Here is a 26,927-nt window from a genome sequence, read left to right on the forward strand (position 1 = left end):
TAGTATATTTTTGATTATTATTTGATCGTTATTACAGTTCTTCTGTTGTTTGCTTTGCCTTCGGCAGTTGTATTTTCTCCAATTGGCTCATCAGGACCTTTCGATTCGGTTGTAATACGTTCGGCATCGATTCCATTTTTCACCAGATAATCTTTAGAAAAATCAGCACGTTTTTGTCCCAATATTACATTTGCATCACGGTTTCCAACATTATCAGAATGTCCCACAATTAAAACTGTAGCGTCTTTAACATTTTTCAGGTATTTCAAAATATCAGTTACTTTTTGTTTTTCAACCGCGTTTAAATTATCACTTGCTTTATTGGTGTTGAAATGTAGAATCAAAGGATCAGAATTGATTTTTTCTTTTAAAGTATTCCATTCATTATTAACAACCGTAGTGGTATCTAAAGCCGGAAAATTATATTCTACAGGACCAATAAGAGTATCAGAAATCATTTTCCAATTCTTAATAATTTCCCCTTTTGTATCAAACTGACTTGCCGTTAAACCTTTAGAAACAAAATAATTTTTAACCTCATTTGCTCTAGCAAGTCCAAGATTTTCAAAAGTGGAGTTGTTGGTTTCATCAGAAATAGCATATCCAGTAATTATTACTTTTTGTTTTGAATTTGAAGCTAAAAATGTTTTAAGATTTTCAATTCCAATTCCAATAGAATCGCTAACGGGAGTAAGTAGTGCAGCACTGTTTTTGAGGAATTTAAGGTTATCACCGGTGCGAAAATCAATTCCGGAACCATTAAGAATAAAACGAACCATAGTAGTATCATTGGTAGCTACGGGTGTTTTTTCAGCAGCAACAGTTGGCGTTTTCATACTGCAATTGCAACAAAATTTAAGGTATAAAAAAGTGCCTAAAATAATTGTTATAGCAATGCCTAATAGATAAAGTGCTTTTTTAGACATGGTAATGAAGTTTAGATCCTATCAAAATTAACAAAAAAATAAATACAAAATGCTTTAATAATCAGTTATTTAAAATATAACATTCTATTTTTGAGATGATTACAGGATTAAATTGATTAAAATGTATTGATAAAATGCAATTTCAAACTGAATTAAAATGAGTAACTTGCAGTAAAAATTTAATTTGGAGTTAAAATGATTGAAATAGAAAGAAAGTTTCTTGTAAAATCAAATGATTTTAAAGAACAGGCTTTTACTCAAAATAAAATTGCACAAGGTTATTTGAGTTCACTTCCCGAAAGAACGGTGCGCGTGCGAATAAAGGGAGCTAAGGGATTTATTACAATAAAAGGAATTGGGCATCACGGTGGAATGTCGCGCTTTGAGTGGGAAAATGAAATTCCGCTTGATGAAGCGCTGGAACTCCTAAAATTATGCGAAAAAGGTAAAATCGAAAAGACACGTTTTGAAATAAAAGCCGGAAAACATGTTTTTGAAGTAGATGAATTTTATGGAGAAAATGAAGGTTTGGTAATGGCTGAAATTGAATTGGAATCAGAAACAGAATCTTTTGAAAAACCGGAGTGGCTTGGAGAAGAAGTTACTAATGATAAAAGATATTACAACGCTTATTTGAGCAAAAATCCCTTTAAAGATTGGGAAAAATAATAGATTTATGACAGAATACGATTTGATAATTGTTGGAGGCGGCCCAATTGGATTAGCCTGTGCAATTGAAGCTCAAAAGAAAAACTTACGCTATTTAATTATTGAAAAAGGTGCAATTGTAAATAGTATTTTCAATTATCCGTTGTACATGACTTTTTTTTCAACGGCCGAGCGACTTGAAATTGGAAATATTCCATTTAATTGTCTTGCACCAAAACCCGGCCGTCAGGAAGCTTTAGAATATTACAGAAACATTCATCGCTATTTTAATTTTTCCATTAATTTGTTTGAAGAAGTAATTAGTGTTGAAAAACAAGAGAATTCGGTTTTCAAAATAACTTCTGACAAAAAATCTTATGAAGCCAAGAATGTTGTTATCGCTACAGGTTTTTACGATATTCCGATAGAAATGAATGTGAAGGGAGAGGAATTGCCCAAAGTTAGACATTATTATAAGGAAGCTCACGAATATGCTTTTAGAAATATTCTGGTTGTTGGCGCCAACAATTCATCTGTTGATGCTGCTTTAGAATGTTGGCGAAAAGGAGCTAATGTAACGATGGTGATTCGCAAAAACGAAATCAATAATCGCGTAAAATATTGGGTAAAACCAGATATCGAAAATCGAATTGAAGAAGGAAGTATAAAAGCCTATTTTCAATCGAATATTACTGAAATCAGAGAAAATGAAGTTGAAATAGAAACTCCAAACGGTAAAGTTACTATTGAAAATGATTTTGTTCTTGCTTTAACGGGATATAAACCAGATTTGACTTTTCTTGAAAAAATGGGTATTCAGCTTTCTAATGATGAGCTAAAAATACCAACTTATAATCCTGAAACTATGGAAACTAATATCGAAGGTTTATTTTTGGCAGGAGTAGTTTGCGGTGGAATGCAGACACATAAATGGTTTATCGAAAACTCACGCATTCATGCGAATATGATTGTAGATTCTATTACTTCGAAATAAAAAAAGTTGCCACAGATTAAAAGATTCTATTGATTATTTTTGCCACGAATTCACAAATTTGTTTGAAATATTAAACACAATCATTCGTGAATTCGTGGCTATTTTTTAAATCTAAATCTTTTTAATCCGTGGCAAAAAACTTTTAAGAACTACAAGAAAGCATAGAACAACCCACTTTTGAACGTGCCCAATCTGGTCGTTTTGCGAACCATTTTTCTAATTCCGACTGCTCGTCATATGGCTTTTGCAATAGCAAGTACAATTCATTTATCAACGAATAATCTTCCTGATCTGCAGCATCGATAGCCAATTGTGCCATATAATTTCGCAGTACATATTTTGGATTAATTGTATTCATTTTTTGTGCACGATCTTCATCCGATAATGTTTCATTGTTTAATCTTTCGAGGTAAACTGAAAACCATTTTTTCCAGGATTCTAAAATGTCTCCTGAAATTTCTTCACGAATATAAAAGGCATCCTGAATTTTTTCAATACCGTCTTCTATAGAATCTTCTTTTTTAATTTTACTTAAATTTCTGAAAAAGATCGTCATATCAGTTTCAGATAATTGCAAAACAGTTTCTAAAGCGGTAATTAATTTATCGTCAGCTTCAGTTGAAGTAAAAACACCTAATTTACTTAAAAACATTACTTTATAATCCGATTTAAAATCATTTATAAATGATTCTAAAATCTTTTCTAAAGGTTCTGCTTCATTGATTAAAGGATAAAGTGCATTAGCCAATTGAAATAAATTCCATTGAGCCACCTGAGGCTGATTGCCAAAACGATATCTTCTGTTTTGACTATCAGTTGTATTTGGTGTCCAGTTTGGATCATAATTTTCTAACCAGCCATACGGACCATAATCAATTGTGATTCCGTGAATTGACATATTATCGGTATTCATTACACCATGCACAAAACCAACACGCTGCCAATGTAAAATCATTTCACGCGTTGTATCTGCAACTTTTTTGAAAAATTGTAAATATTGTTCCTTTGGCTCGCCTGTAATTTCCGGAAAATAATGTTTGATATTATATTCAACAAATTGCTTTAAATTTTTAAGTTCATTTCGGGCTGTAAGTATTTCAAAACTTCCAAAACGAATAAAAGACGGAGCAACACGACAAACGATGGCGCCTTTTTCATAAGCAGGATTTCCGTTATATAAGATATCACGCAAAACCTGATCTCCAGACAACATTAGCGAAAGTGATCGGGTAGTGGGAACTCCCAAATAATGCATGGCTTCGGCACATAAATATTCTCTTATCGATGAGCGTAAAACGGCCAAACCATCAGCGGTTCTGGAATATGGAGTTTTTCCTGCACCTTTTAACTGAAGGGTAAAAAACTCGTTATTATGTTCAACTTCAGTTAGATTAATCGCACGTCCATCACCCAATTGTCCAGCCCAGTTCCCGAATTGATGTCCGGCATAACACATGGCGTAAGGTTTTGTTTCCGGCAAAATTTCTTTTCCCGAAAATGCATTCAAAAAGGCTTCTGACTGAATTTCATCTACAGCAATTCCAACCAATTCAGCAACTTCTTCAGAGGCATGAATTAGTTTTGGTTCAGTAGGTTTTGTTGGATTTACGTATGAAAATAACGCATTTTTAACCTGGCGAATTTCATTTGTTTCGTCCGGATCTGCGGGTAGTTCAGCAGTAAATCGATTATTTATTTTTAAATTTTTCATTATAATTTTATTTTTTTTGCCACAAATTAAATAATTCTAATATCTAGAAAAATAGCCACGAATTCACGAATTTATTTTAAAAAATTATGCGTAATCATTCGTGAATTCGTGGCTTTTTTTTTTAGATTGTTACAATAAAATCTAAGACAAAAAACTTCTATTTAAACAAGTTTATCTGCGTACATTTTTTTTAATTTCTGCACTTTTGGATCAATTACGATTTGGCAGTAACGTGCATCCTGATTGTTATTGTAATAATTTTGATGATCTTCTTCGGCTTCGTAAAAAACTTCAAATTCAACTAATTGCGTTACAATTGGATCATCATAAAAATCTTTTACTTCTTCAAAAACCTGTTCAGCAATTGCTTTTTGTTCTGCATCATGATACAAAATTACAGAACGGTATTGTGTTCCAACATCTGCTCCCTGACGGTTTAATGTTGTTGGATCATGACTTGTCATAAATATAAAAATCAAATCATGATATGAAATTATGTCAGGATCAAATGTAACTTGTATGACTTCGGCATGACCGGTTCTGCCAGTACAAACTTCACGATATGGAGGATTTTTGATAAAACCTCCTGAATATCCCGATTTTAAAGATTCTATTCCTTTTAAACGCTGAATTACAGCTTCTATACACCAAAAACATCCTCCACCAAAAGTGGCTACTGATAAATTTTCCATAAATGTTATAGTTAAAGTTTTATATGCCCTATTAATCCGATAGAATATTATGATAATTTATTCAAAAAAAGACTATTTAATTAAAGATACTAAAAGGTTATTTAATGTTTGAAGTTTATAATTGATAAATTCACAATTCTATAAAAAAGCAATATATTTGCAATCAAACTCAGGCACAATAATGAATAGCAAAAATAATACCATCAGCTTAGAAACATATTTTCAGGATTTTAGAAAAAATATTGTTGGAATAAATCAGGAATTTATGTCTCCATACGGTAAAAAACAGATTATTTATACTGATTGGACTGCAAGTGGAAGATTATATCGCCCAATTGAAGAGAAACTTCTTAATGAATTCGGGCCTTTTGTGGCGAACACACATACAGAAACTACTGTGTCAGGTACTGCCATGACAAAAGCATATCATCATGCCAGACATATTATCAAGCGTCATACTAATGCAAATCAGGATGATGTTTTGATTACGGATGGAACAGGAATGACGGGCGTTATCAATAAATTCCAGCGTATTCTGGGTTTAAAAATTCCAGAAAACTTAAAGGATTTTATTACGGTTCCTGCCGAAAAAAAACCTGTTGTTTTCATTTCACATATGGAGCATCATTCTAATCAAACATCATGGTTAGAGACAATTGCCGATGTTGAAATTATCCCTTCTTGCGAAAAAGGACTTTTTTGCCTTGATAATCTTGAGCAATTGTTAGAAAAATATACGGATAGAACAATTAAAATCGCTTCGATTACTTCATGCTCAAATGTTACGGGATTGAAAACTCCTTTTCATGAAGCGGCAAAATTGATGCATAAACATAATGGAGTTTGTTTTGTAGATTTTGCCTGTTCAGGACCTTATGTAGAAATTGATATGCATCCTGCTGATCCTGAAGCTTATTTGGACGCGATTTTCTTTTCGCCACATAAATTTTTAGGCGGACCGGGAACTTCGGGTGTTTTGATTTTTAATAAAAAATTATACAATAACATGATTCCCGATTGTCCGGGTGGGGGAACTGTAAGCTGGACAAATCCATGGGGCGAACATAAATATGTTGACAATATTGAAGATCGTGAAGATGGCGGAACTCCGGGTTTCTTGCAGGTTATAAAAACTGCTTTGGCAATTGAGCTGAAGGAAGAAATGGGAATTGAAAACATTTTGCAGCGTGAACATGAAATTGTTGATTATGTTTTTAGCGAATTAGGATCTGTTGAAAATATCAAAATTCTGGCTGGCCAACATAAAAATCGTTTGGGAGTTGTTTCTTTTTTTATTGAAAATTTACATTTTAATTTAGGTGTAAAATTATTGAATGACAAATTCGGAATTCAAACCAGAGGAGGATGCAGCTGTGCCGGAACTTACGGTCACTTTTTACTTCACGTAGATCAGGAAACTTCAAATAAATTGGTGAACGAAATTACGATTGGTGATTTGATTAAAAAACCGGGATGGATCAGAATGTCTATTCACCCAACTACTACTGATGAAGAAATTAAATTTGTTTGTGATAGCATAAAAGAATTGTCTAAAAACCATGAAACCTGGGCTTTAGATTATTCTTATGAAAAAAATACAAACGAATTTATCCATAAAAATGCAAATTCATTTGAAGATGAGTTGGTAGAAAAGTGGTTTAAATCATAATTTTTTTAACAAAGATTAACCGTAGAGACGCACAGCAGTGCGTGTACGTTCCAATTTACTATATTTAATTGACCAGAACAATGTGTTAGACGCACTGCTGTGCGTCTCTACGATATACGTTGCCAATAAAATATTGCGGTAAATATTTCGGTAAACGTTGTGAAGATTTATAAATGAAATAATGTATAGGGAATTTTTAAAAATAAATTTCTAATGAATTATTATATTTCTAATCTAGCCCCGATAGAGCCGGTATCCTTTGAGAGGAACGAACAAAGATATAGGCGAAAGCGGGACTGGTCGTCTTTAAAATTCGATATTACTGCTTCTAAAAAACAAACCCGACAAGTTTTTCAAAACAAGTCGGGTTTTTATATTAAATAATATTATCAAAATTATTTTGCCTGCTGAAATTTTTTGAGTGATAATAAGGCCTGCTCTTTTACTTTATCCTGAAAAAAGCCTGTCCAGCCCAATAAAAGCCCTTTAATTCCGAAAGCTTGTTTTGACCATTTCCAAACATCAAAATTATCTGTGTGTTTAATAATCAAACCATCCTGAAAAATAAATTCGGCAGAAATTTTATTAATAACATTTCGGTTGGTTTTACTAAAATTGTAAGTTGCAACCCAATTTGCCGATCCTGTAAAATCATCAGCCTTAACATTTGAGAACTCAATTTTTAAATTGCCTTTACTTTTTAAAAGTAACATTTGCCACATGGAAGAAACCTGCTCTTCTTTTAGTAAGCCAAAAGCGGGGTCAATGAAATGAATTTTTGGATGATAGCATTCATTCATTGTTTTATAATCGGCGTTGGCAAAAGCTGTGTAGAATTTGGTGATTAAGTTTTCGTTTGGGTTCATAAAATACATTTAGGGCATAAATATAAGATTTATTAGAAGAAAAAATCTTTATAAAACGCTAATTTCTTTTGCTGTATTGAATGTTTTTTTTGATTGGTCGAAAGCTGTAGAAAAATAATTGGTTTTGTTTACCGCTGTAAAATATCCGGTTTGATTGCCAAAGGTATTTGAGTTTCCGGTAATGATAAACCTAATTCCTTTTATATCAGTATTTTTAAGCTTGTTCATTTCTGCCGGTGTAAAATAATAGTAGGAAGTTGTTTTGCCATCTGCATATTCTTTTACATTTTTGTCAACACAGGCTATTACATCGGCGTTTGCCAAATCTACATAAACTCCTCCGGCAATTCGGGCCTTGTCGTTTGCTGTAGCAATTGTTAATTTTAAAATTCCTCCTTTTTCTGTTTTTGCAATCTGAACATTAGCTTCTCCTGTGTAGGCATATTTTTCGCAGATAAAAGTATAATTTTGTGTTGCCGAAAAAGGTTTAGAGCCATTTACAATCATGGTTTCCTGAGCATTGACCAAAGTCGAAAGGAACAATAACACAAAAAGAGGGAATTTTAAAATCATAAGTTAATTTTATTAGTCTGTTATTTGAGATTCGAATTTTTCATCCCAATCCATTGATTTTATAGCAGAAACTAAATTATCTTCATTTACAAAAACACGCAATTCTTTGTTTGCCACTTTTTTGGTGTATAATGCATGATAGCGATAAATTGTTTCTTGTTTTGTTTTGTAAACACCATCCAATTTCAAATCAATAAAACTGCCATAATATTGTCTAAACTTTTGGCAGGTTTTTGTTAAACGTTCTTCGGTCGTGTTTTCCATTACAGATTGTGTGACTTCGGTTTCGTTAAAAGGTTTAAATTTTGATGTGTTGCAGGTTTCTAAAACCCGTTTACCTAAATCATACGCTTTTTGTTGCTGCGCCGAACTAATTTCGGACGAAATAACTTTTTTAATTTTTAAATCTTCAGTGTCTCTGCTTATGGTTTTCGATTTACAACCAATTAGCAATAACAAACATATAATCAATCCTGCTTTCTTCATAACTATTTATGTTATTTTTAATAATAAGTTAGGGTCGGGACAGTTTTCTATATAAAAGTTTAAGTCGTTTATGTTACAAACTCCTGGATAATCACCGTAATAATTTTCAATATTATTTATAATCTGAAAATGCAAATGAGGCGCATAATCTCCATTAACTGTAGAATTTCCAAAGGTTGCCAAACGATCTCCTTTTTTAAGAACTGTTCCAACGGTAATATTTTCTATACTTTCTAACGATAAATGTCCATATAAAGTATAAAATTTTTCATTTTCAACTTCATGTTCCAAAATAATAGTAGGACCATAATCCCCAAAACCTTCATTATTTTTAAAACTGTGAATTTTACCATCAAGCGGAGCCAGAATGGAAGTTCCAACTTTTCCCCATAAGTCCAAACCTATATGGATATTACGTTCAGGAAGAGTTTCATTTTTAAAAATAGTACTTCTTTGATATAAGTTCCGTCCTTCAATATAACCGCCAAAAGCTATTTCGGCATTATTCTTTTTTAAATAATTGGTTATAAAATTTTCAAAATCAGCGGCAGTCAAAGGTTTACTTTCAACTAGTCCTTTGTTGGTAACTGATAAATCTAATGCTACATATTTTGAGAAATCTATACTTGAATCAATAACTTTAGTAGGCGGCAAGGATTTTAAAATAGAAACTAAGGTCTTCATAAAATAGCAAATTAGGCGACTTTTTCGATGATAATTAATTCGTTATGAACCTCCACACGAGGCAACATTTTTGAGGAAAACAATTTACTATTTATTTCTGAAATATACTTTCTATTTCTAACATTATGTGCTTCATCCAAAATCATGGTGTTAAAAAGGACAACCCCTTTGTTTTTTAATAATGAAAAAACACGGTTTGCAAAAAAACTTTCAAATAAAAAATTGGGCATTTTTATATCTTCAAAAACATCAATAATAATCAAGTCATATTTGTCTTTGGTTTTTAAAACAAATTCAAAAGCATCGTCGATAATAATTTCGAGTTGTTTGATTTGGTCAAGATTAAAGTATTGATTGGCAATCTGAATCATATCAGGGTCAATTTCGACTCCGGTAATTTTACCTTTATATTCAACTTCGTCTACGAGAGTTTTTATAACACTTCCGCCGGCAACGCCCAGCAACAAAATATGTTCCATCTTAAGAATGGTTTCATAACCAATATTTCGTAATCCGTACCTTAATATACGCTGCAGACTTCCATAAGAATAATTGGTGTTTTCAGAATCTAAAACTAATTCGCCATTTGCCCAGGTAACTTCGATCACTTTGCTTCTGGCTGATTTTTTTTTGAATATTTTTATTGGAATCAGATAACTGAATATTTTTTGAATCATTTTATTGCGCTTTAACTCAAATTTACCATTAAAATCTTTTAATTTGCACGAAATAATTGACTTTAATGAAGAAAAAATTATACAAATTCCTTTTTTTTAAGCTAATGGGCTGGAAAATAGTGGGTATCGAAAATGCTGAAGTAAAAAAATGTGTCTTGATGGTTATGCCTCATACAAGCAATCATGATTTTTATTTGGGAGTTTTAACCCGCGGAATCTCCGGATTGCAAATGAATTGGGTAGGAAAGAAGGAATTATTTACTTTTCCGTTTGGTTATTATTTTAAATATATGGGCGGAGAACCTTTAGATCGCACCGGCGGTTTAAATAAGGTAGATTCTATCGCTGCAATTTTTAACAGAAAAGAAGTTTTTCGTCTTGCCGTTGCTCCAGAGGGAACCCGAAAAGGAGTGAAGGAAATTAAAACCGGATTTTACTATATTGCTCTTAAAGCAAATGTGCCCATTGTTCCGGTAACTTTTAACTGGGGAAAGAAAGAAGTGAATTTTGGAAAACCTCTTCAGCCAACTGGGAATTATGAAGCCGATCTGGAAATTTTGAAATTACATTTTACTGGAGTCTTAGGAAAAATCCCGGAGAATGGTGTTCAAATCTAAATTTTAGTTTGTTTTTTTGATTCCGTGAGAATCCGTTATTTGAAAAATATTTTAAAAAAAAATTAAATACGCGAAAATTAAGATTATGGGTTATATACCTTAAATGTTCCGTTTTTATAAAAAAATACAATTTTTTCGATTTCACCTTCTTCTAAATTTAGATTTGAGTTTTTAGATTCTGAAAAATATCTTTTTTCCTGACTTTCCTCTTTTTTATTCATTCCTGAAAATAAATCTTTCGAAACTTCATTTTCATTATATGGAATAGGAGCAGAAGATTTTTCAATTTCAACTGTATTTTCAATTTTAGAATTTACGGTTTCTTCCTCATTTTTAGGAAAACTTCCTTTGCCATTTAAAATCCAATACAAGTCTACATCTGGAAAAACTTCCAAAATTTTAAGAACAAAATCAAGACTTGGTTTGTTTCTACCAGAAAGTAGGTGAGACATACTAGATCGCTGCACACCTATTTTATCAGCAAAAGAAGAGGCATTTAAAGCATAATAATCGAGTATTATTTCGAGCCTTTTTACAAAATCATCGATGTTTACCATTGTAAATTATATATTTAAAAAGTGATGTTTACAAATGTAACTATAATAAATGTAATAAGCAATTTTACAATAGTAAATCAGATGATTAAGATTAAAAAGTACTCAAATTTACTATAGGTGATTGCGTTTAACTGATTGAAATACAGATTTATAATGTATTTAATTAACAGAAGTAACAAATGTTAACTTCAAAATCTTAAAAACCAATTTTTAGAGCCTAAAAACTGTTTACATTTCTAAATAATTTTAAATTTTTCATGTTTACAATTGTAAAAATAAAGATGTTTACTTTTGTAAACTAATCAAATTACAATGAATTTAGAAGAATTATTTAATCAATACAAAGAGCAATCTATTGCGGGACGTTATCTAACTTTAGATCATATTCAGCCATTATTAGATAAACTAAATACTAATAATCAGGTAAAAATTATTGGACATTCGGTTTTAAACAAACCTATATATAGTTATGAAATTGGTACAGGAGAAACTCGTATTTATTTATGGTCCCAAATGCACGGAAATGAAAGCACTACAACCAAAGCGCTTTTTGATTTTATTAATGTATTAAACGGCAAGTCGGATTTTGCAGATAAAATGCTAAAAACGTTTACTTTTTACACTATTCCAATTCTAAATCCTGACGGGGCGGCGCTTTATACTCGTGAAAATGCCAATAAAATTGACTTAAACCGAGATTCACAGAATCTGACTCAGCCAGAGAGTATTATTTTAAGGAAAGTATTCGAAGATTTTAAACCTCATTATTGTTTTAATCTTCATGATCAGCGCACAATTTTTGGCGCAGGAGATAGTGGTAAACCGGCAACTGTTTCTTTTTTGGCACCATCTTATAACGAAGCTCGTGATATAAATGATAACAGATTAAAAGCCATAAACCTTATTGCGGGCCTTAATGATGTATTACAGGAGTATATTCCGGGGCAGGTGGGACGTTTTGATGATTCATTCAATATTAATTGTATTGGAGATACCTTTCAGTTCTTAGGAGTTCCAACTATTTTATTTGAAGCTGGTCATTTTCCGAACGATTATCAAAGAGAAATTACCCGAAAATTAATATTTTTCTCACTAATTTCGAGTTTTAAACTCCTTTCCGAAAACGATTTAGTTGACAATCGAATTAATGATTATTTGAATATTTCACAAAATAAAGTCGTTTTTTATGATTTTATGTATAAAAACATCAAAATAAATTATGATGGTATCGAAATTATTACGAATTTTGTCGCACAATACAAAGAAGAATTGATTGAAAATAAGATTCAGTTTAACGCTTACATAGTTGAAGTAGGCGACTTGGAAAATTATTTTGGTCATTATGAATATGATGCTCAAGGTGCAGATTATACAGATGACTTTAATAACATTCCGAAATTGAATCAAAAAGCAAATTTTTATTTAAATAAAAATGTTAAATTTGTTAACGGATTGACAAAAAGTTAATTTTTATGTGAATTTGTTATTTTTTATACATATTTTTATACTTTGTTATAGCAATTAGTAATATTAATTAAAGAATTATGAGTAAATTTCGTTTAGATGAAGTAGATCACCAGATTTTAGATATGTTAATAGACAATACGAGAGTTCCGTTTACTGACATTGCAAAAAAATTATTGATATCTGCTGGAACAGTACATGTTAGAGTAAAAAAAATGGAAGACGCAGGAATTATAATGGGATCTTCATTAGCCTTAGATTACGATAAATTAGGGTATTCATTTATTGCTTATGTAGGTGTGTTTCTTAATAATACCTCTCAAACTAAATTTGTATTAGAGCGAATAAACCAAATTCCTTTCGTAACTGTGGCTTCTGTAACTACCGGAAAATTCAATATTTTCTGTAAAATCAGAGCGAAAGATACGAAACACGCGAAGGAAGTTATTTTCATGATCGACGATATCGAAGGCGTTTACAGAACAGAAACAATGATTTCATTAGAAGAAAGTATAAACGATAAGAAGCGTTTGATGCATACTATATTTAAAAATATGTAATATTTTCTTGAATGCTATATTAAAATATAACCTCAAGTTTATTCTTGGGGTTTTTTTATGACCAATTAACCAACCAACTATAACACGATTATGTATACGTTACCCAAAATTGAGCGCTTTAATCAAGACGTTCTCTCAAAATACCACATTTATAATAGTGTTTTTATAACATTACCTTTTGATTCTATAGATAATACGGGAGTTTTACTTCCTTTATTTACAGAAACTTGCGAAACGGGCTTTAAAAAACAGGAAACACCAAAAGAGATTTTTGATTTCTTTTCTAATAAATTTTTAAATAACGCAACTGAGACTGAAAAAATCGATTTAATGTTTCGATTTATTCAATACATAGAACGTCAGATTGTGTTATTTGATGCCATTGAAGATGCTGCTTTTCCGGTTGTAAATAATATGGAAGGGCGTGGTTCTCTTCGTGATATCAAAGAAAAATCAGATGCAAAGGAAAAAGACGACGATCTTATTGAATTTCTTGAAAATTTCAATGTAAGAACGGTATTAACGGCGCATCCTACGCAATTTTATCCAGGTCCGGTACTTGGAATTATAAATGATTTAACCGAAGCAATTCGATTGAATAATTTATTGCAGATTAAACAATTACTGGCTCAGCTGGGTAAAACTCCATTTATTCAAAATGAAAAACCAAATCCTTACGATGAAGCGGTGAGTTTGATTTGGTATCTGGAGAATGTTTTCTATGCTACATCTGGAGAAATTGTACATTATCTGCAGAAAAATATCCTTCACGGAAATGCTATTCAAAACCAATTAATCAAACTTGGTTTTTGGCCGGGAGGAGACCGCGACGGAAATCCTTTTGTGACAACTGAAATTACTTTGAAAGTTGCTGAACGTTTGCGTACTTCGATTTTGAAGTGTTATTATGTTGAAATGAGAAGTTTAAAAAGAAAGCTAACTTTCTCAGGCGTAGATACTTTAGTGTCTGATCTTGAACAAAAACTTTATCGTTCTGTTTTTTATTCAAAAGGAGAAATCTATATTACTTTAGACGAATTATTATCTCAGCTTAATGCAATTCGAAACATTATTATTGAAAAACATCAATCATTATATTTAGATGAATTGGATGCATTTTTAGTAAAAATTAATTTATTCGGATTCCATTTTGCGACTTTGGATATTCGCCAGAATAGTAAAATTCACAACGCCGTGTTCAAAGATGTTGTAAATTATTATTTGAATTCTGGTTCGAAAATTTTCCCTGAAAACTATTATGAATTATCCGAAGAAGAAAAACTGGTTGTTTTATCAAAAGTAAAAGGAGAATTGAATCCTGAACATTTTGAAGATGAAATTACCAGATCTACTTTAGAATCTGTTCAGGCTATAAAAACGATTCAGCAAAATAATGGAGAGTTTGGTGCTAACCGTTATATTATTAGTAATAACGAAAGTGCGCTGAATGTTATGGAAACATTTGCCATGATTCGTTTGAACAATTGGGAAAATCCTACCGTTGATATTATTCCGCTTTTTGAATCAGTTGATGATTTACAGAATGCACATGAAATAATGGAGCAGTTGTATACAAATCCTGAATATTCTAAACATTTACAAGCGAGAGGCAATAAACAAACTATTATGCTTGGTTTCTCTGACGGAACTAAAGATGGTGGTTATTTAATGGCAAACTGGAGTATTTACCAGGCTAAAATTGCATTGACGGAAATTTCAAGAAAATATGGCATTAAAGCTATTTTCTTTGATGGCCGTGGCGGACCTCCTGCTCGTGGTGGTGGAAAAACACATAAATTTTATGCGTCTTTAGGACCAAAAATTGAAAATAACGAAATTCAAATTACAGTTCAGGGACAAACGATTAGTTCAAATTTCGGAACTCTGGATTCTTGCCGTTATAACATCGAAAACTTATTAAGTGCCGGTGTAACGAATCAGGTTTTCAGCAAAGAGAAAAATGAGTTAACTGCTACAGAAACTGAGATTTTAACGCAATTGGCTGGTTTAGGATATGATAAATACCTAAGTTTTAAAAATCATCCAAAGTTTATTCCGTATTTAGAAAAGATGAGTACGTTAAAGTATTATTCTAAAACAAATATTGGAAGCCGTCCTTCTAAAAGAAGTAAATCTGAACAATTGGATTTTGCTGATTTAAGAGCAATTCCGTTTGTAGGTTCATGGAGTCAATTGAAACAAAATGTACCAGGGTTTTTTGGAGTAGGAACTGCGTTAAAATATTTTGAAGACAATAATCAATGGGATAAGGTGAGTGATTTGTATCATAATTCATTATTCTTTAGAACATTACTTGAAAATAGTATGATGTCATTGGCAAAATCATTTTTCCCTCTAACAGCTTACATGAAAAAAGATCCTGAATTTGGTGAATTCTGGCAAATTATCTACGATGAGTTTTTAGAAACAAAACGTCTTTTACTTAAAATTGCAGGTCATAAAACATTGATGGAAAATTATCCTGATGGTATAGCTTCTATTCAAATAAGAGAACGTATCGTTATGCCGTTGTTGACAATACAGCAATATGCTTTGTTGAGAATTAATGAGCTAAACAAAGAAAATGGCAATAATGAAGAGTTGATTAAAGTTTACGAAAAAATCGTAACAAGATCTCTTTTCGGAAATACAAACGCGAGTAGAAACTCAGCCTAAGACTAGAATTTTAATTTATTTTATAACAAAAAGTAATAGAAATGAATTCAAACCAATTATTAGAAAATGAATATTCAGGTGGTTTTGCAACATATATTCGTGAAGCCGGAGATGTAAACCTAATAGAAGAATTAGAGATTTCTCTGCATGATTTTATCCGGTTTGTTCAAAATATCCCGATGGATAAATTTGATTATCGCTACGCAGAAGGAAAATGGACAATTAAAGATATTATTCAGCATCTAATAGATTGTGAACGTATTTTTGCTTATCGTGCTTTACGTTTTTCAAGAAACGACAAAACAGCTTTGGCAAGTTTTGAAGAAGATGATTATGCAAACAATACCAATGCAAATGGGAGAAGTATTCAGGATTTACTAACAGAATTATCTGCGTTAAGACATTCAAATTTATTGTTTTACAAGAGTTTATCTGAAGAACAACTTAAACGAATTGGAACTGCTTCTAATATTCAGATTTCTGTTCGTGCTTTAGGTTTTGTAATTATTGGTCATCAAAAACATCATCAAAAAGTTTTCGAAGAAAGGTATTTATAGTATTAAATATTTAGCATAAAAAAATCCTGTGAAATAACTTCACAGGATTTTTTGTTTTATAAAAAGCTATTTATTCCGCTCCACAATAGCGAGACCAAAACGAATTTTATCATAAGATAATTTTTCTTCAAAGTGATCATAATATGGCCTTAATGCTGTTGGATATTCCAGTTCAATTTGTGCTTTGTGTAATTGCTGAACTTCGCTATCTGTAACAAATGAACTTAAATCTATATCTTCTCCATCTACATATAGTTTTGCCAGATGCGAAACAATCGTTGTTTGCCCTAAATTTCGTTTTCCTGCAATTTCTTCAATACTGTTTCCGTTTTTGAAAAGTTCTAAAGTTGTTTTATAAGTGTTGCCTTCTTTTTTAGCTTTAGCATTAGTCTTTTTTACTTTTTCATAATAAACAATTGCATCTATAAATTCTGAGCCATATTTTTCAAGTTTAGCCTTACCAACACCATCAATGGCAAGAAATTCTTCATCGCTCATTGGGCGCAAGGTTTCCATTTGTCTTAATACAGCATCACTAAAAATTACATAAGCAGGAACTTCTTCGTCCTTTGCAATTTCGTAGCGTAATTTTCGAAGTATTTCAAAAAGTGAATTTTTAGCAGTTTTGGCTTTTGTTTCTTTGATTTCGTTTTTATCCATTACTTTTTTAACAACCGTCGTCAATTTTACTTTTTCACCTTCAAATAAAACTTTTTTGGCAAAAGGAGTAAGCAAAATTTTATTGTGCTGATGAAAGGCAATTTCAAGGTATCCCAGATTAATCAACTGAATAAGGTATTGATTCCAATCATACCACGAAATGTCAGCGCCAATTCCATACGTTTTTAAGCTTTGATAATTTTTTTCGTAGATATATGCGTTTTTCGAGCCTCTTAAAAAGTCTACAATTACTGCCAAAGGCTCAGATTCCTGCAAACGAGTAATGGCCGATAATGCTTTTTGAGCTAGAATAGTCCCATCAAAAAATACGGGTGGTTTTTTACAAATGTCACAATTACCACAATTTTCATTAACCAATTCACCAAAATAGGAAAGCAAAATTTTTCTTCTGCAGCTTAAAGCATCTGCATATTGTTTCATTCTCTCCAGTTTTGCCAGCTGAACATCAGAATTTAATCCTTCTGAAGCAAATTTCTGCAGTTGGATTACATCGGCATAACTTTCAAATAAAACTGTTTCTGCCGGCAGTCCGTCACGACCGGCACGGCCAATTTCCTGATAATAGCCTTCAATATTTTTAGGCAAATTATAATGAATGACCCAGCGCACATTCGATTTATCAATTCCCATTCCAAAAGCAATCGTTGCGCAAACAACCTGACAATCATCATTAATAAACTCATCTTGTGTTTGTGCACGAACTTTATTATCCAGGCCCGCATGATATGCTTTTGCCGTAATTCCTTTATTTCGCAGTTTCTCGGCAAGTTCTTCTGTAGTTTTTCGGCTCAGACAATAAATAATTCCGCATTCATTGGGTTTGCTTTCTACAAAATCAATAATTTGTTTAACACGATCTAATGCAGGACGAACTTCAAGGCTTAAATTTTTTCTGTCAAAGGATGCGACAAAAGTTTTCGGATTTCTTAATTTTAGTTGTTTTGTAATATCAGTACGCGTCGCTTTATCTGCAGTAGCTGTCAAAGCCAGCACTGGAGTAGAAGGGAAGCGGCTTTTTAAATATCCTAAATTAGTATATGCCGGTCTAAAATCATGTCCCCAGGATGAAATACAATGCGCTTCATCTATAGCAATTAAACTGATTGTCAATTCATTAAAAACAACATCCAAGTATGATAAACTCTCCGGAGCAATATAGACGAGCTTAAAAGTATTCGATTTTAAATTGTCTATATAAAACTGTTGCTCTTCGCTGGATTGACTGCTATTTATATAACAAGCTGAAATTCCGTTGGTTTTTAAACTATCTACCTGATCCTTCATTAAGGCAATTAAAGGAGAAATTACAATTGTAATTCCTGGTAAAACCAAAGCCGGTAATTGAAAACAAATCGATTTTCCGCCACCTGTTGGCATAATAGCCAAAGTATCCTGACCCGAAAGAATAGTGTTGATTATGGTTTCCTGATTAGGTCTGAATTTTTCAAAACCAAAATTTTCTTTTAGTTTGGCGTGTAATATATCTGAATTCATTGGGCTTTTATTTGCGAAAGTAAATATATTAAAGAAATTGTAAATATAAGATTTTACTTATAAAAAAATGCATGATTTTAGTATTCAAAATAAAAAAGGAACTCCGTATAGAGTTCCTTTACTTTATTTTGAAGGAGATAAATTAATCTTCGTCGTCTTCATCATCATCGTCATCAGCAATATCATCTGGGTCTCTGTCATCATCGTCATCGTCATCTCCGCCATCTGTATCTGGTTTATCTACTGCATCGTCATCATCGTCGTCGTCAATATCATCGTCAAGATCAAGACCTTTTACTGGTTCGATTGTATCAACATCAACGTCAATATCATCGTCTTCATCGTAATTCTCAATTCTGTCAGCAAGTTTAGTACTAATTTTTACTAAATAAATAGTGTCTTCAGTACGTACTTCAACAGCTTCGATCAATTCGTTTTTAGCATTTCTAAAACGGATTACATCCGAATCATCATAACCATCAGGAAATTTTTCTACCAAAAGGTTTAAAATTTCATTGGTAAGTTTAGCGTAGTCTACTATAACTCTTTTCATAAATATCCTATAAATCTAATAAGTAAGCAAAAATTAATGGAGCAACAATTGTAGCATCCGACTCAATAATAAATTTAGGGGTTTTAATATCTAATTTACCCCAAGTAATTTTCTCGTTTGGAACTGCTCCGGAATAAGATCCGTAACTAGTTGTTGAATCTGAAATTTGGCAGAAATAAGACCAAAACGGTATATCATGCATTTCCATATCCTGGTACAACATTGGAACAACACAAATAGGAAAATCTCCTGCAATACCACCACCAATTTGAAAAAATCCAATTCCGTTAGTACTATTTTTTGGATACCAATCAGCAAGGAATGTCATATATTCAATTCCGGATTTCATGGTAGAAGCTTTCAAATCTCCTTTGATTACGTAAGAAGCGAAGATATTTCCCATTGTACTATCTTCCCAACCCGGAACAATAATAGGTAAATTTTTCTCTGCTGCTGCATACATCCAGCTATCTTTTAAATCTATTTCATAATACTCTTCTAAAACACCTGATAATAGCATTTTATACATGAATTCATGCGGAAAATAGCGTTCACCTTTATCATCAGCATCTTTCCAGATTTTATAAATGTGTTTTTGCAAACGACGAAACGCTTCATGCTCAGGGATACAAGTGTCTGTAACACGATTTAATCCTCTTTCAAGCAAAGCCCATTCGTCTTCTGGTGTCAAATCACGATAGTTAGGCACTCTTTCGTAATGAGAGTGTGCCACCAAATTCATGATATCTTCTTCTAGATTGGCTCCGGTACAAGAAATAATCTGTACTTTATCTTGTCTAATTATTTCGGCAAAAATTTTACCAATTTCTGCTGTACTCATAGCGCCAGCCATACTTACCATCATTTTAGCACCGTTTGCTAATTGTTGTTCGTATGCTTTTGCAGCATCCACAAGAGAAGCAGAGTTAAAGTGTAAATAATGTTTTTCAATAAACTGACTGATAGGTCCTTTCATTTTTTTTTGTTTTTTTGTTTTTTTTTGAATTAAAAGTTTGACCTTTTACATGATACTGCAAATTAACAATTTTATATATATTAACATTTAATTTGCAGGTTTTTTTTTATATTTTTTTTGTGTATCCTAAAATTTTCAATACATCGTCAGAAGTTTGTTGTTCTGAGAAAACTTCGGTAGCTAAAATTCCGTTTTCGTCACGATCTATTAAAATATGTTTAGGCTGCGGAATCAAACAGTGGTGTAAACCTCCATATCCTCCAATAGTTTCCTGATACGCACCAGTATTAAAGAAACCAATATATAATGGTTTTTCTTTGTTGTATTTAGGCAAATAAATAGCGTTCATATTTTGTTCTGAATTGTAATAATCGTCACTATCACAAGTCAATCCTCCTAATAAAACCCGCTCGTAAGTATCATTCCAACGATTAACCGCCAGCATGATAAAACGTTTGTTTATAGCCCAAGTATCCGGCAAAGTAGTAATGAATGACGAATCAATCATATTCCATTTTTCTCTATCATTTTGTTGTTTTTGATACAATATCTGATAGATAGCACCACCGCTTTCACCTACAGTAAACGAACCAAATTCTGTAAAAATATTTGGAACATCAACTTCAGCTTCATCACAAGCGATTTTAATTTGATTGATAATTTCATCAATCATATATTGATAATCATATTCAAATGCAAGTGAATTTTTAATTGGGAAACCACCTCCAATGTTTAATCCGTCCAGAGTAGGGCATTCCTTTTTAAGCGCAATGTATACTTTAATACATTTTACTAACTCATTCCAGTAATATGCTGTATCATTTATTCCGGTATTAATAAAAAAGTGAAGCATTTTAAGCTCTAACTTTTCATTTTCCTGAATTTGTTTCTTGTAAAACGAAACAATGTTTTTATATCCAATTCCTAATCTTGAAGTATAAAACTCAAATTTAGGCTCTTCTTCAGCTGCAATACGAATTCCAATTTTGAATTTTCCTTTGATTTCTCCCTGAAGCAAATCAAGTTCTTCATAGTTGTCAATGATCGGAATAGTATTTTTATGTCCGTTATTGATTAATCTCGCAATATTGCTGATATATTCATCTCTTTTAAAACCATTGCAAATAACATAAGTACTTTTGTTGATTTTACCATTTTCTAACAAATTCTCAACAATATTAACATCAAACGCTGATGATGTTTCAATATGAATGTTGTTTTTAAAAGCTTCATTCATAATATATTCAAAATGAGAGCTTTTTGTACAATAACAATAGTAATATTTTGCTTCGTACTTATTTTTTTCCATTGATTTTCTGAACCAGGCTTTTGCCTTATTGATATTTTCAGAAATTTGAGGTAAATAAGTAAATTTTAATGGCGTGCCATACTGCTCAACTAATTTCATCAAATCGATATTGTGAAATTGTAAGTTGTCTTTATTTAATTTAAATTCCTCTTGTGGAAAATAGTAAGTTTGATTTATTAGGTCAGAATATTTTGTATTCATTTATTTTTCAATATTTTAGGATTGTAATTTTTTAATTTAAGATACGATAATAATCTTAAATTCAAACCCTGATATTGGCAAATATAATTTGCAGTTTTTCGTGTTCTGCTTTTGAGCATGAGAAAACATCAAAACAAAACGGACTTTTGCTATTATAAAAACGGTTCAACATCCTTAGTAAAGAACTATTGAGTCGGTTTCTATAAGAACTAAAATTTCTCTGTTTATTGTTTGTTTTCATCGTGGCAAATGTAAAAAATAATATATACCTAAAGCAATGGTTTTAATTAAAAAAAGTTTAAGATTTATAATCTTGAAACGCATTCAGAATCAATTTATTTTCAACGGATTGGTTAATTTTTATTTTTCCGATTCCTTCAATAAGTGCAAATTGAATCAATCCGTACTCATTTTTTTTATCATGAATAAGTAATTCTAAGATAGGATCGATGTCATTTTCTTCAAACACTACATGGTCATAAATGTTTTTAATTGCGTTTTTGATTTCAGTATATTCTGCTTCTGTAATTAAATTTTTCTGCCATGAAATATAACTTTCAAGAATCATTCCAACAGCAATTGCTTCACCGTGTAATAATGTTTTTTTAGTTTCACTTTCCAGAAAATAACTTTCTATGGCATGACCTAAAGTATGTCCAAAATTTAAGGCTTTACGGATGTTTTTTTCTGTTGGATCTTGTATTACAATTTCATTTTTGATTTCTACAGAACGATAAATTAATTCATCAAAATCAGCATAATCAATAGATTTTAAATCTAAAAATTGTTTCCAGTATGGTGCATCGTAGATTAAGCCGTGTTTCAGCATTTCTGCCAAACCAGAGCGCATTTCACTTTGCGATAAAGTTTCAAGATAATTTGTATCAATCAAAACCATTTGAGGCACATTAATAACTCCAATTTGGTTTTTAAGATTTCCTAAGTCAACGCCAGTTTTTCCCCCAACTGAAGCATCAACCATAGATAATAAAGTAGTTGGAATATTAATAAAATCAACTCCACGTTTGAAAGTCGAAGCTACAAATCCGCCTAAGTCTGTCACAACGCCACCGCCAAGATTAATTACAAGAGATTTTCTATCAGCACCAAGTTCAGTTAAAACGTTCCAGATTTCAATACAAGTTTCAATATTTTTATTAACCTCGCCAGATTCAAATTCAATTATTTCAATCGTTAAATCGGTTTCAAGTAAAGGCAAAAATTTTGGTAAACAATGCTCATTTGTCTCATTATCAACTATGATAAACAAATTTGAATATTTATTGTCTTTTAAATGTGTATTTAAAGCTTCATATGCATTTTGGTTGAAATGCACTAAATAATTATTGGCTTGAATAGATTGCATATTTCTTTGGTTAATTGAAACCACAAAATAAGGCATTTTTAACTAAATAATGTCCAAAGTTTTTCTATAATTTAAACAAAATAATCCCTAAAAAGAATCAGTATAGATAGCATAAAACTTGAATTTGCACGTGTATTAGTACAGATGAGATTTATTACTTACAATTTTGAACTATTTGCTGTTTTGCATCAGGAAAGTTTTTAGAATTGGACAAATTGAAATACTGACAGGCATTTTCTTTGTCATTAAGCTTTAAGTAACAATTCCCAATAAAGAATTCTGTTCTTCCCGAATTAAACTTTTTGTATTTTAATGCACCCAAAAAATAAGATAATGATTGTTGATAATTTGCTTTATTATAATAGTAGAAGGCCATATTTTGCATTATGTCAGCATTTTGAGGATCTAGCTTAAGAGCTTTCATATAAAAACTTAATTCTTTGTCCGAGTTATCTTTATCTACAAGAGCTCGTCCTTCTTTAATATAATTACTAACCAAAATATCATTTTTTTGCTTTGTCAAAATACTGTCTCCAGGAAATTCTTTCAGTCCAAGGTCTATAAAATTTAGTATTTTATTACTGTCATAATTTGCTTTTTGAAGTTCTTCTGCCGCTATTTGCCAGGCTTGGGGAATTTTTCTGTATTGAGTAATTAATTTATGCTCTTTTAATATCTCCTGTGTATCCTTTTTTGCACGGGCAAATTGTGCTGACATTTTAAAGAAGTTTAAATTTCTTGGACGCAAATAAAATGCTTCTTTGGCATAAATATAGGCGCTGTCTCTGTTTTCTTTTGCATTAGAAATAAGCATTTTATAAAAATCTATACGCCCAAAATGCGGATTTATTTTATTTGCTTTAGAGAGATACTTCAAAGCCTCGTTATATTTTTTTTCATTCATATAATAAATCCCGGCATATTCATAAAATGATTCAGCAGTACTAAGTGTTGTTTTGTATTTAGGCAATCCTTTAATTAATTCATCTCCCGTAAGAACGCTATTTACAAATGAATTTTTGTTGTCTTTTTGTATTACATATTCTAAGTTTGAGGCTTTATATCCTAAAAATGCGAAATAACTGGTAACCGCACTAACAAGAAGCAAAGCCAGATAAATTTTATTTTTGCTTGAATGATATTCGAAGCTCTTTATTTCTGGTGTGTTTACTAGTGTTAAAACCAATAATAAGCATAGAAAAATCAGCATTGTAGGTCTAAACATTGGAAAATTCAAAAGCGAGTCCATTACATACACTACGGTTAGCATCAGTACTAAAATGGCAATTGTTTTTGTCTCGATATCCTCTGCGTTTACAATTCGTTTTGCGTTTACAAAAAAAACAAATGCAAAAATGGAAATATAAAGCAAACCATTAATGATTCCTGTTTCAGAAGCGATTTCTAGAAAATCATTGTGAGAATGAAGGGAAATAGTTGAATCATCCATTTGAGTTTTCTCATAAGGAATAGATTCTACTTTATAATTTCCTAAACCAACGCCGTTTATTGGGTGTTTTTCAATTAATTGCAGCGTATTATTCCAAAACAAAAGCCTAAGGTTTGCTGAAGCATCTGAAGTATTAATTTGTTTTATTCTGTTATTTATAGAAGTATAGCGATCATTATTTTCAGATTTTTTAAAAATAGCATTTGTTATTCCGATAGAGAATATAACCGGAATTATAAATGTAAGACAACTGTAAAATGATGATTTATTAAAAGAATATGTTCTAAAATAATAAATAACATATAGAATATAAATTAAAATAATGCTGACAAGTGCTGTTCTTGCTCCCGTTAAAAAAATAGTAGTTGTTGCCAATAAAAGGGTAATTAATAAAAAGATTCTTTTAAGCCCCAAAAAATGCGTTATCCCAATTAGCAAGAAGGGAATTTTAATCATTAAACTTGCTGCCAAAATATTGATATTTCCTGCTCTTTCAGCCATTAAGCCAAGTGCTGTCACTATTGTGGTTTGATTTGCTTTTTGTTTTAAGTAATAAAGTTCTAAAACAGATTGAAAAAAAGCGGCAATGCCAATTATGAGGATAATTTTAGGGAGTAGGTGAAGTTTGTTTTTTAAAAGGATTGTCAAATTTATAAGGAGACAAAAAGCAATTATCAATTCTATGAATTTTTCTATTACCAAAGTCGTGTTTTTTGCTGCAAAAACTGATAATCCGCAAAGAATTATAAATGTAAAATAGGCCCAAAACAAATAAGATCTTTTAATGGAAGAAATAATATCTATTGTTATTTCTTTTACATTGAAATACAAATAAACAGACATTACGAAATTTAATATCGACAGATATAAAAATTGAGGATAAAGTATATCTATAGTTTTAGAATGGGGTAAAAAATCAATTAATAAAATTGCTCCTATAAAGAGTAACACAATATAATTTGGAACTAATGAACCTTTGTTTAGAATTGATTTTAGATTGATACTTTTTTCCATCGTAATAAATTTTCACAAAGATACATTTATAAATAAAAACTTACATTTTATTTTCTAAAAAATATCTTACAACAATAAAATAATAATAATTTGAAGTAATCAATTTATTAATCATGCTCACTGCATTGAAAATTTACATTAAATTAATTATCTAAGTTTTAATTGAGTTTTAACATAACTAAAACCAAAAAAACACCTCTATAACTGAACAATAATCAAAACTCTATCTATATTTGCACAAAAAATAAACTTAATGGAAAAAATATTCGACAACACCCAAGTTGCATTTTCGTTGAAAAGTGATACAGAACTCGATAGAGCTTATTTTCTTTTTAAAATGATTGACAGTCAGCCTTTAGTTAGGATAGGAACTGCTGTTACCAATTTTGCTATAAAAGCAAATCTTCCGGTAGAAGGATTAATCCGTGCAACTGTTTTTGACCATTTTTGTGGTGGTGTAAACGAAAACGATTGTATTACAGTGGTAGACAAAATGTTTACAAAAGGCGTTTCGTCTGTTTTAGATTATTCAGTTGAAGGAAAAGAAGAAGAAGAGCAATTTGATGCGGCTTTGCAAATGACTTTAAAAACTATTGAATTTGCTAAAGAACGTTTGGCAATTCCATTTGCGGTTTTTAAGCCAACAGGTTTTGGTCGTTTTGAATTGTATGAAAAATTAGGAGAAAAACAATCGTTAACTCCTGCAGAACAAGCAGAATGGGATAGAGTAGTAGCTCGTTTTAATAATGTTTGCAGCGAGGCACATAAAAAAGATGTTGCTTTATTGATTGATGGTGAAGAAAGCTGGATGCAGGATGCTGCAGATGATTTAGTTACCGAAATGATGCGCAAATACAATAAAGAAAAAGCAATTGTCTTTAATACGTTACAAATGTACCGTTGGGATCGTTTGGATTATTTGAAAAAATTACATGAAGTTGCCAAAAACGAAGGATTTTTTATTGGAATGAAATTGGTTCGCGGCGCTTACATGGAAAAAGAAAACAAAAGAGCTGAAGAGAAAAATTATGTTTCGCCAATTTGTATTTCGAAAGAAGCAACAGATATTAATTATGATGCTGCTGTACATTATATGTTAGACCATTTAGAAACAATGTCAATTTTTGCAGGAACTCACAACGAATTGAGTTCTTATAAATTGATGGAAATGATGCAGGAAAAAGGTATTGCCAAAAACGATAACAGAATCTGGTTTGGGCAATTGTACGGAATGAGTGATAATATCAGCTATAATTTGGCCGAAAACGGTTATAACGTAGCAAAATATCTTCCATTTGGACCTGTAAAAGATGTTATGCCCTATTTAATTCGTCGTGCTGAAGAAAACACTTCAGTTGCTGGGCAAACAAGCCGCGAATTATCTATGATTAAAGCAGAACGTAATAGAAGAAAAGGAAAATAATCTTTCTGAATTTTAGATTTTAGATTTTAGATTTTAGATTTTAGATTTTAGATTTTAGATTTTAGATTTTAGATTTTAGATTTTAGATTTTAGATTTTAGATT

The 26,927-nt window shown here is 31.4% G+C and carries 24 protein-coding genes; 9 read left to right on the forward strand and 15 right to left on the reverse strand.

What is annotated here, in order from left to right:
• Positions 1-17: 17 nt before the first annotated feature.
• Positions 18-926, reverse strand: a complete 909-nt coding sequence (locus BUE22_RS22760; protein WP_073398248.1) for an OmpA family protein — start codon at positions 924-926, stop codon at positions 18-20.
• 195 nt (positions 927-1,121) lie between these two features.
• Between BUE22_RS22760 and BUE22_RS22765 the strand changes: the two genes are divergently transcribed.
• Together BUE22_RS22765 and BUE22_RS22770 are read left to right on the forward strand one after the other, a co-directional pair.
• Complete coding sequence (locus tag BUE22_RS22765; RefSeq protein WP_073398249.1) at positions 1,122-1,595, forward strand: CYTH domain-containing protein; 474 nt, start codon at positions 1,122-1,124, stop codon at positions 1,593-1,595.
• A gap of 7 nt (positions 1,596-1,602) precedes the next feature.
• The gene (locus BUE22_RS22770; RefSeq protein ID WP_073398250.1) at positions 1,603-2,568 is read left to right on the forward strand and encodes a YpdA family putative bacillithiol disulfide reductase; all 966 of its coding nucleotides are present in this window, start codon (positions 1,603-1,605) and stop codon (positions 2,566-2,568) included.
• A gap of 142 nt (positions 2,569-2,710) precedes the next feature.
• Here the strand turns inward: BUE22_RS22770 and BUE22_RS22775 are convergent, their stop codons facing one another.
• Both BUE22_RS22775 and msrA read right to left on the reverse strand, forming a co-directional pair.
• On the reverse strand, positions 2,711-4,279 hold the full coding sequence (locus BUE22_RS22775; RefSeq protein WP_073398251.1) for a protein adenylyltransferase SelO: 1,569 nt from the start codon (positions 4,277-4,279) through the stop codon (positions 2,711-2,713).
• A 161-nt stretch (positions 4,280-4,440) separates the two neighbouring features.
• Positions 4,441-4,971 (reverse strand): peptide-methionine (S)-S-oxide reductase MsrA, encoded by a 531-nt coding sequence (gene msrA / locus BUE22_RS22780; RefSeq protein WP_073398252.1) that lies wholly within the window; start codon positions 4,969-4,971, stop codon positions 4,441-4,443.
• 181 nt (positions 4,972-5,152) lie between these two features.
• Here msrA and BUE22_RS22785 point away from each other — a divergent pair, with 181 nt between their 5' ends.
• Positions 5,153-6,640, forward strand: coding sequence for an aminotransferase class V-fold PLP-dependent enzyme (locus BUE22_RS22785; protein ID WP_042566938.1), 1,488 nt, complete (start codon positions 5,153-5,155; stop codon positions 6,638-6,640).
• 395 nt (positions 6,641-7,035) lie between these two features.
• On the opposite strand, the gene BUE22_RS22790 is transcribed toward BUE22_RS22785, so the two are convergent.
• The 5 genes from BUE22_RS22790 to BUE22_RS22810 are packed head-to-tail and all read right to left on the reverse strand — an operon-like array spanning position 7,036 to position 9,926.
• On the reverse strand, positions 7,036-7,506 hold the full coding sequence (locus BUE22_RS22790) for a nuclear transport factor 2 family protein (protein ID WP_073398277.1): 471 nt from the start codon (positions 7,504-7,506) through the stop codon (positions 7,036-7,038).
• Positions 7,507-7,554: 48 nt separating this feature from the next.
• Entirely contained in the window at positions 7,555-8,079 is a 525-nt protein-coding gene (locus BUE22_RS22795; RefSeq protein WP_073398253.1) for a hypothetical protein, read from the reverse strand.
• A 12-nt stretch (positions 8,080-8,091) separates the two neighbouring features.
• A complete protein-coding gene (locus BUE22_RS22800) occupies positions 8,092-8,565 on the reverse strand; it encodes a hypothetical protein (RefSeq protein ID WP_073398254.1) in 474 nt (157 codons plus the stop codon).
• 6 nt (positions 8,566-8,571) lie between these two features.
• The gene (locus BUE22_RS22805) at positions 8,572-9,249 is read right to left on the reverse strand and encodes a peptidoglycan DD-metalloendopeptidase family protein (RefSeq protein WP_073398255.1); all 678 of its coding nucleotides are present in this window, start codon (positions 9,247-9,249) and stop codon (positions 8,572-8,574) included.
• A gap of 11 nt (positions 9,250-9,260) precedes the next feature.
• Positions 9,261-9,926 (reverse strand): spermidine synthase, encoded by a 666-nt coding sequence (locus BUE22_RS22810; RefSeq protein ID WP_042566942.1) that lies wholly within the window; start codon positions 9,924-9,926, stop codon positions 9,261-9,263.
• A 65-nt stretch (positions 9,927-9,991) separates the two neighbouring features.
• Between BUE22_RS22810 and BUE22_RS22815 the strand changes: the two genes are divergently transcribed.
• Positions 9,992-10,543, forward strand: coding sequence for a 1-acyl-sn-glycerol-3-phosphate acyltransferase (locus tag BUE22_RS22815; RefSeq protein ID WP_042566943.1), 552 nt, complete (start codon positions 9,992-9,994; stop codon positions 10,541-10,543).
• An 83-nt stretch (positions 10,544-10,626) separates the two neighbouring features.
• Here the strand turns inward: BUE22_RS22815 and BUE22_RS22820 are convergent, their stop codons facing one another.
• The gene (locus BUE22_RS22820; protein WP_073398256.1) at positions 10,627-11,100 is read right to left on the reverse strand and encodes a helix-turn-helix transcriptional regulator; all 474 of its coding nucleotides are present in this window, start codon (positions 11,098-11,100) and stop codon (positions 10,627-10,629) included.
• A 312-nt stretch (positions 11,101-11,412) separates the two neighbouring features.
• Here BUE22_RS22820 and BUE22_RS22825 point away from each other — a divergent pair, with 312 nt between their 5' ends.
• From BUE22_RS22825 to BUE22_RS22840, 4 genes are all read left to right on the forward strand, one after another.
• Positions 11,413-12,567, forward strand: a complete 1,155-nt coding sequence (locus BUE22_RS22825) for a M14 family metallopeptidase (RefSeq protein ID WP_073398257.1) — start codon at positions 11,413-11,415, stop codon at positions 12,565-12,567.
• Positions 12,568-12,644: 77 nt separating this feature from the next.
• A complete protein-coding gene (locus tag BUE22_RS22830; RefSeq protein WP_007805990.1) occupies positions 12,645-13,124 on the forward strand; it encodes an Lrp/AsnC family transcriptional regulator in 480 nt (159 codons plus the stop codon).
• 90 nt (positions 13,125-13,214) lie between these two features.
• Positions 13,215-15,800, forward strand: a complete 2,586-nt coding sequence (locus tag BUE22_RS22835; RefSeq protein ID WP_073398258.1) for a phosphoenolpyruvate carboxylase — start codon at positions 13,215-13,217, stop codon at positions 15,798-15,800.
• A 41-nt stretch (positions 15,801-15,841) separates the two neighbouring features.
• Positions 15,842-16,357: a DinB family protein gene (locus tag BUE22_RS22840; RefSeq protein ID WP_042566947.1), complete on the forward strand. Its 516-nt coding sequence runs from the start codon at positions 15,842-15,844 to the stop codon at positions 16,355-16,357.
• A 66-nt stretch (positions 16,358-16,423) separates the two neighbouring features.
• On the opposite strand, the gene recQ is transcribed toward BUE22_RS22840, so the two are convergent.
• The 6 genes from recQ to BUE22_RS22870 form a co-directional block, all read right to left on the reverse strand.
• The gene (recQ, locus tag BUE22_RS22845; RefSeq protein ID WP_073398259.1) at positions 16,424-18,532 is read right to left on the reverse strand and encodes a DNA helicase RecQ; all 2,109 of its coding nucleotides are present in this window, start codon (positions 18,530-18,532) and stop codon (positions 16,424-16,426) included.
• Between the two features lie 142 nt (positions 18,533-18,674).
• A complete protein-coding gene (locus BUE22_RS22850) occupies positions 18,675-19,085 on the reverse strand; it encodes a hypothetical protein (RefSeq protein ID WP_042566949.1) in 411 nt (136 codons plus the stop codon).
• 7 nt (positions 19,086-19,092) lie between these two features.
• Positions 19,093-20,061 (reverse strand): deoxyhypusine synthase family protein, encoded by a 969-nt coding sequence (locus BUE22_RS22855; protein WP_007811609.1) that lies wholly within the window; start codon positions 20,059-20,061, stop codon positions 19,093-19,095.
• A 106-nt stretch (positions 20,062-20,167) separates the two neighbouring features.
• A complete protein-coding gene (locus BUE22_RS22860; protein ID WP_042566950.1) occupies positions 20,168-21,571 on the reverse strand; it encodes a type III PLP-dependent enzyme domain-containing protein in 1,404 nt (467 codons plus the stop codon).
• Positions 21,572-21,869: 298 nt separating this feature from the next.
• Positions 21,870-22,937, reverse strand: coding sequence for a 3-dehydroquinate synthase (gene aroB / locus BUE22_RS22865; protein ID WP_073398278.1), 1,068 nt, complete (start codon positions 22,935-22,937; stop codon positions 21,870-21,872).
• Positions 22,938-23,091: 154 nt separating this feature from the next.
• Positions 23,092-25,401 (reverse strand): O-antigen ligase family protein, encoded by a 2,310-nt coding sequence (locus tag BUE22_RS22870; RefSeq protein WP_073398260.1) that lies wholly within the window; start codon positions 25,399-25,401, stop codon positions 23,092-23,094.
• Positions 25,402-25,654: 253 nt separating this feature from the next.
• Between BUE22_RS22870 and BUE22_RS22875 the strand changes: the two genes are divergently transcribed.
• A complete protein-coding gene (locus BUE22_RS22875; RefSeq protein WP_073398261.1) occupies positions 25,655-26,824 on the forward strand; it encodes a proline dehydrogenase family protein in 1,170 nt (389 codons plus the stop codon).
• Positions 26,825-26,927 lie beyond the last annotated feature (103 nt).

The sequence above is a fragment of the Flavobacterium pectinovorum genome (assembly GCF_900142715.1).
Taxonomy (GTDB): Bacteria; Bacteroidota; Bacteroidia; order Flavobacteriales; family Flavobacteriaceae; genus Flavobacterium; species Flavobacterium pectinovorum.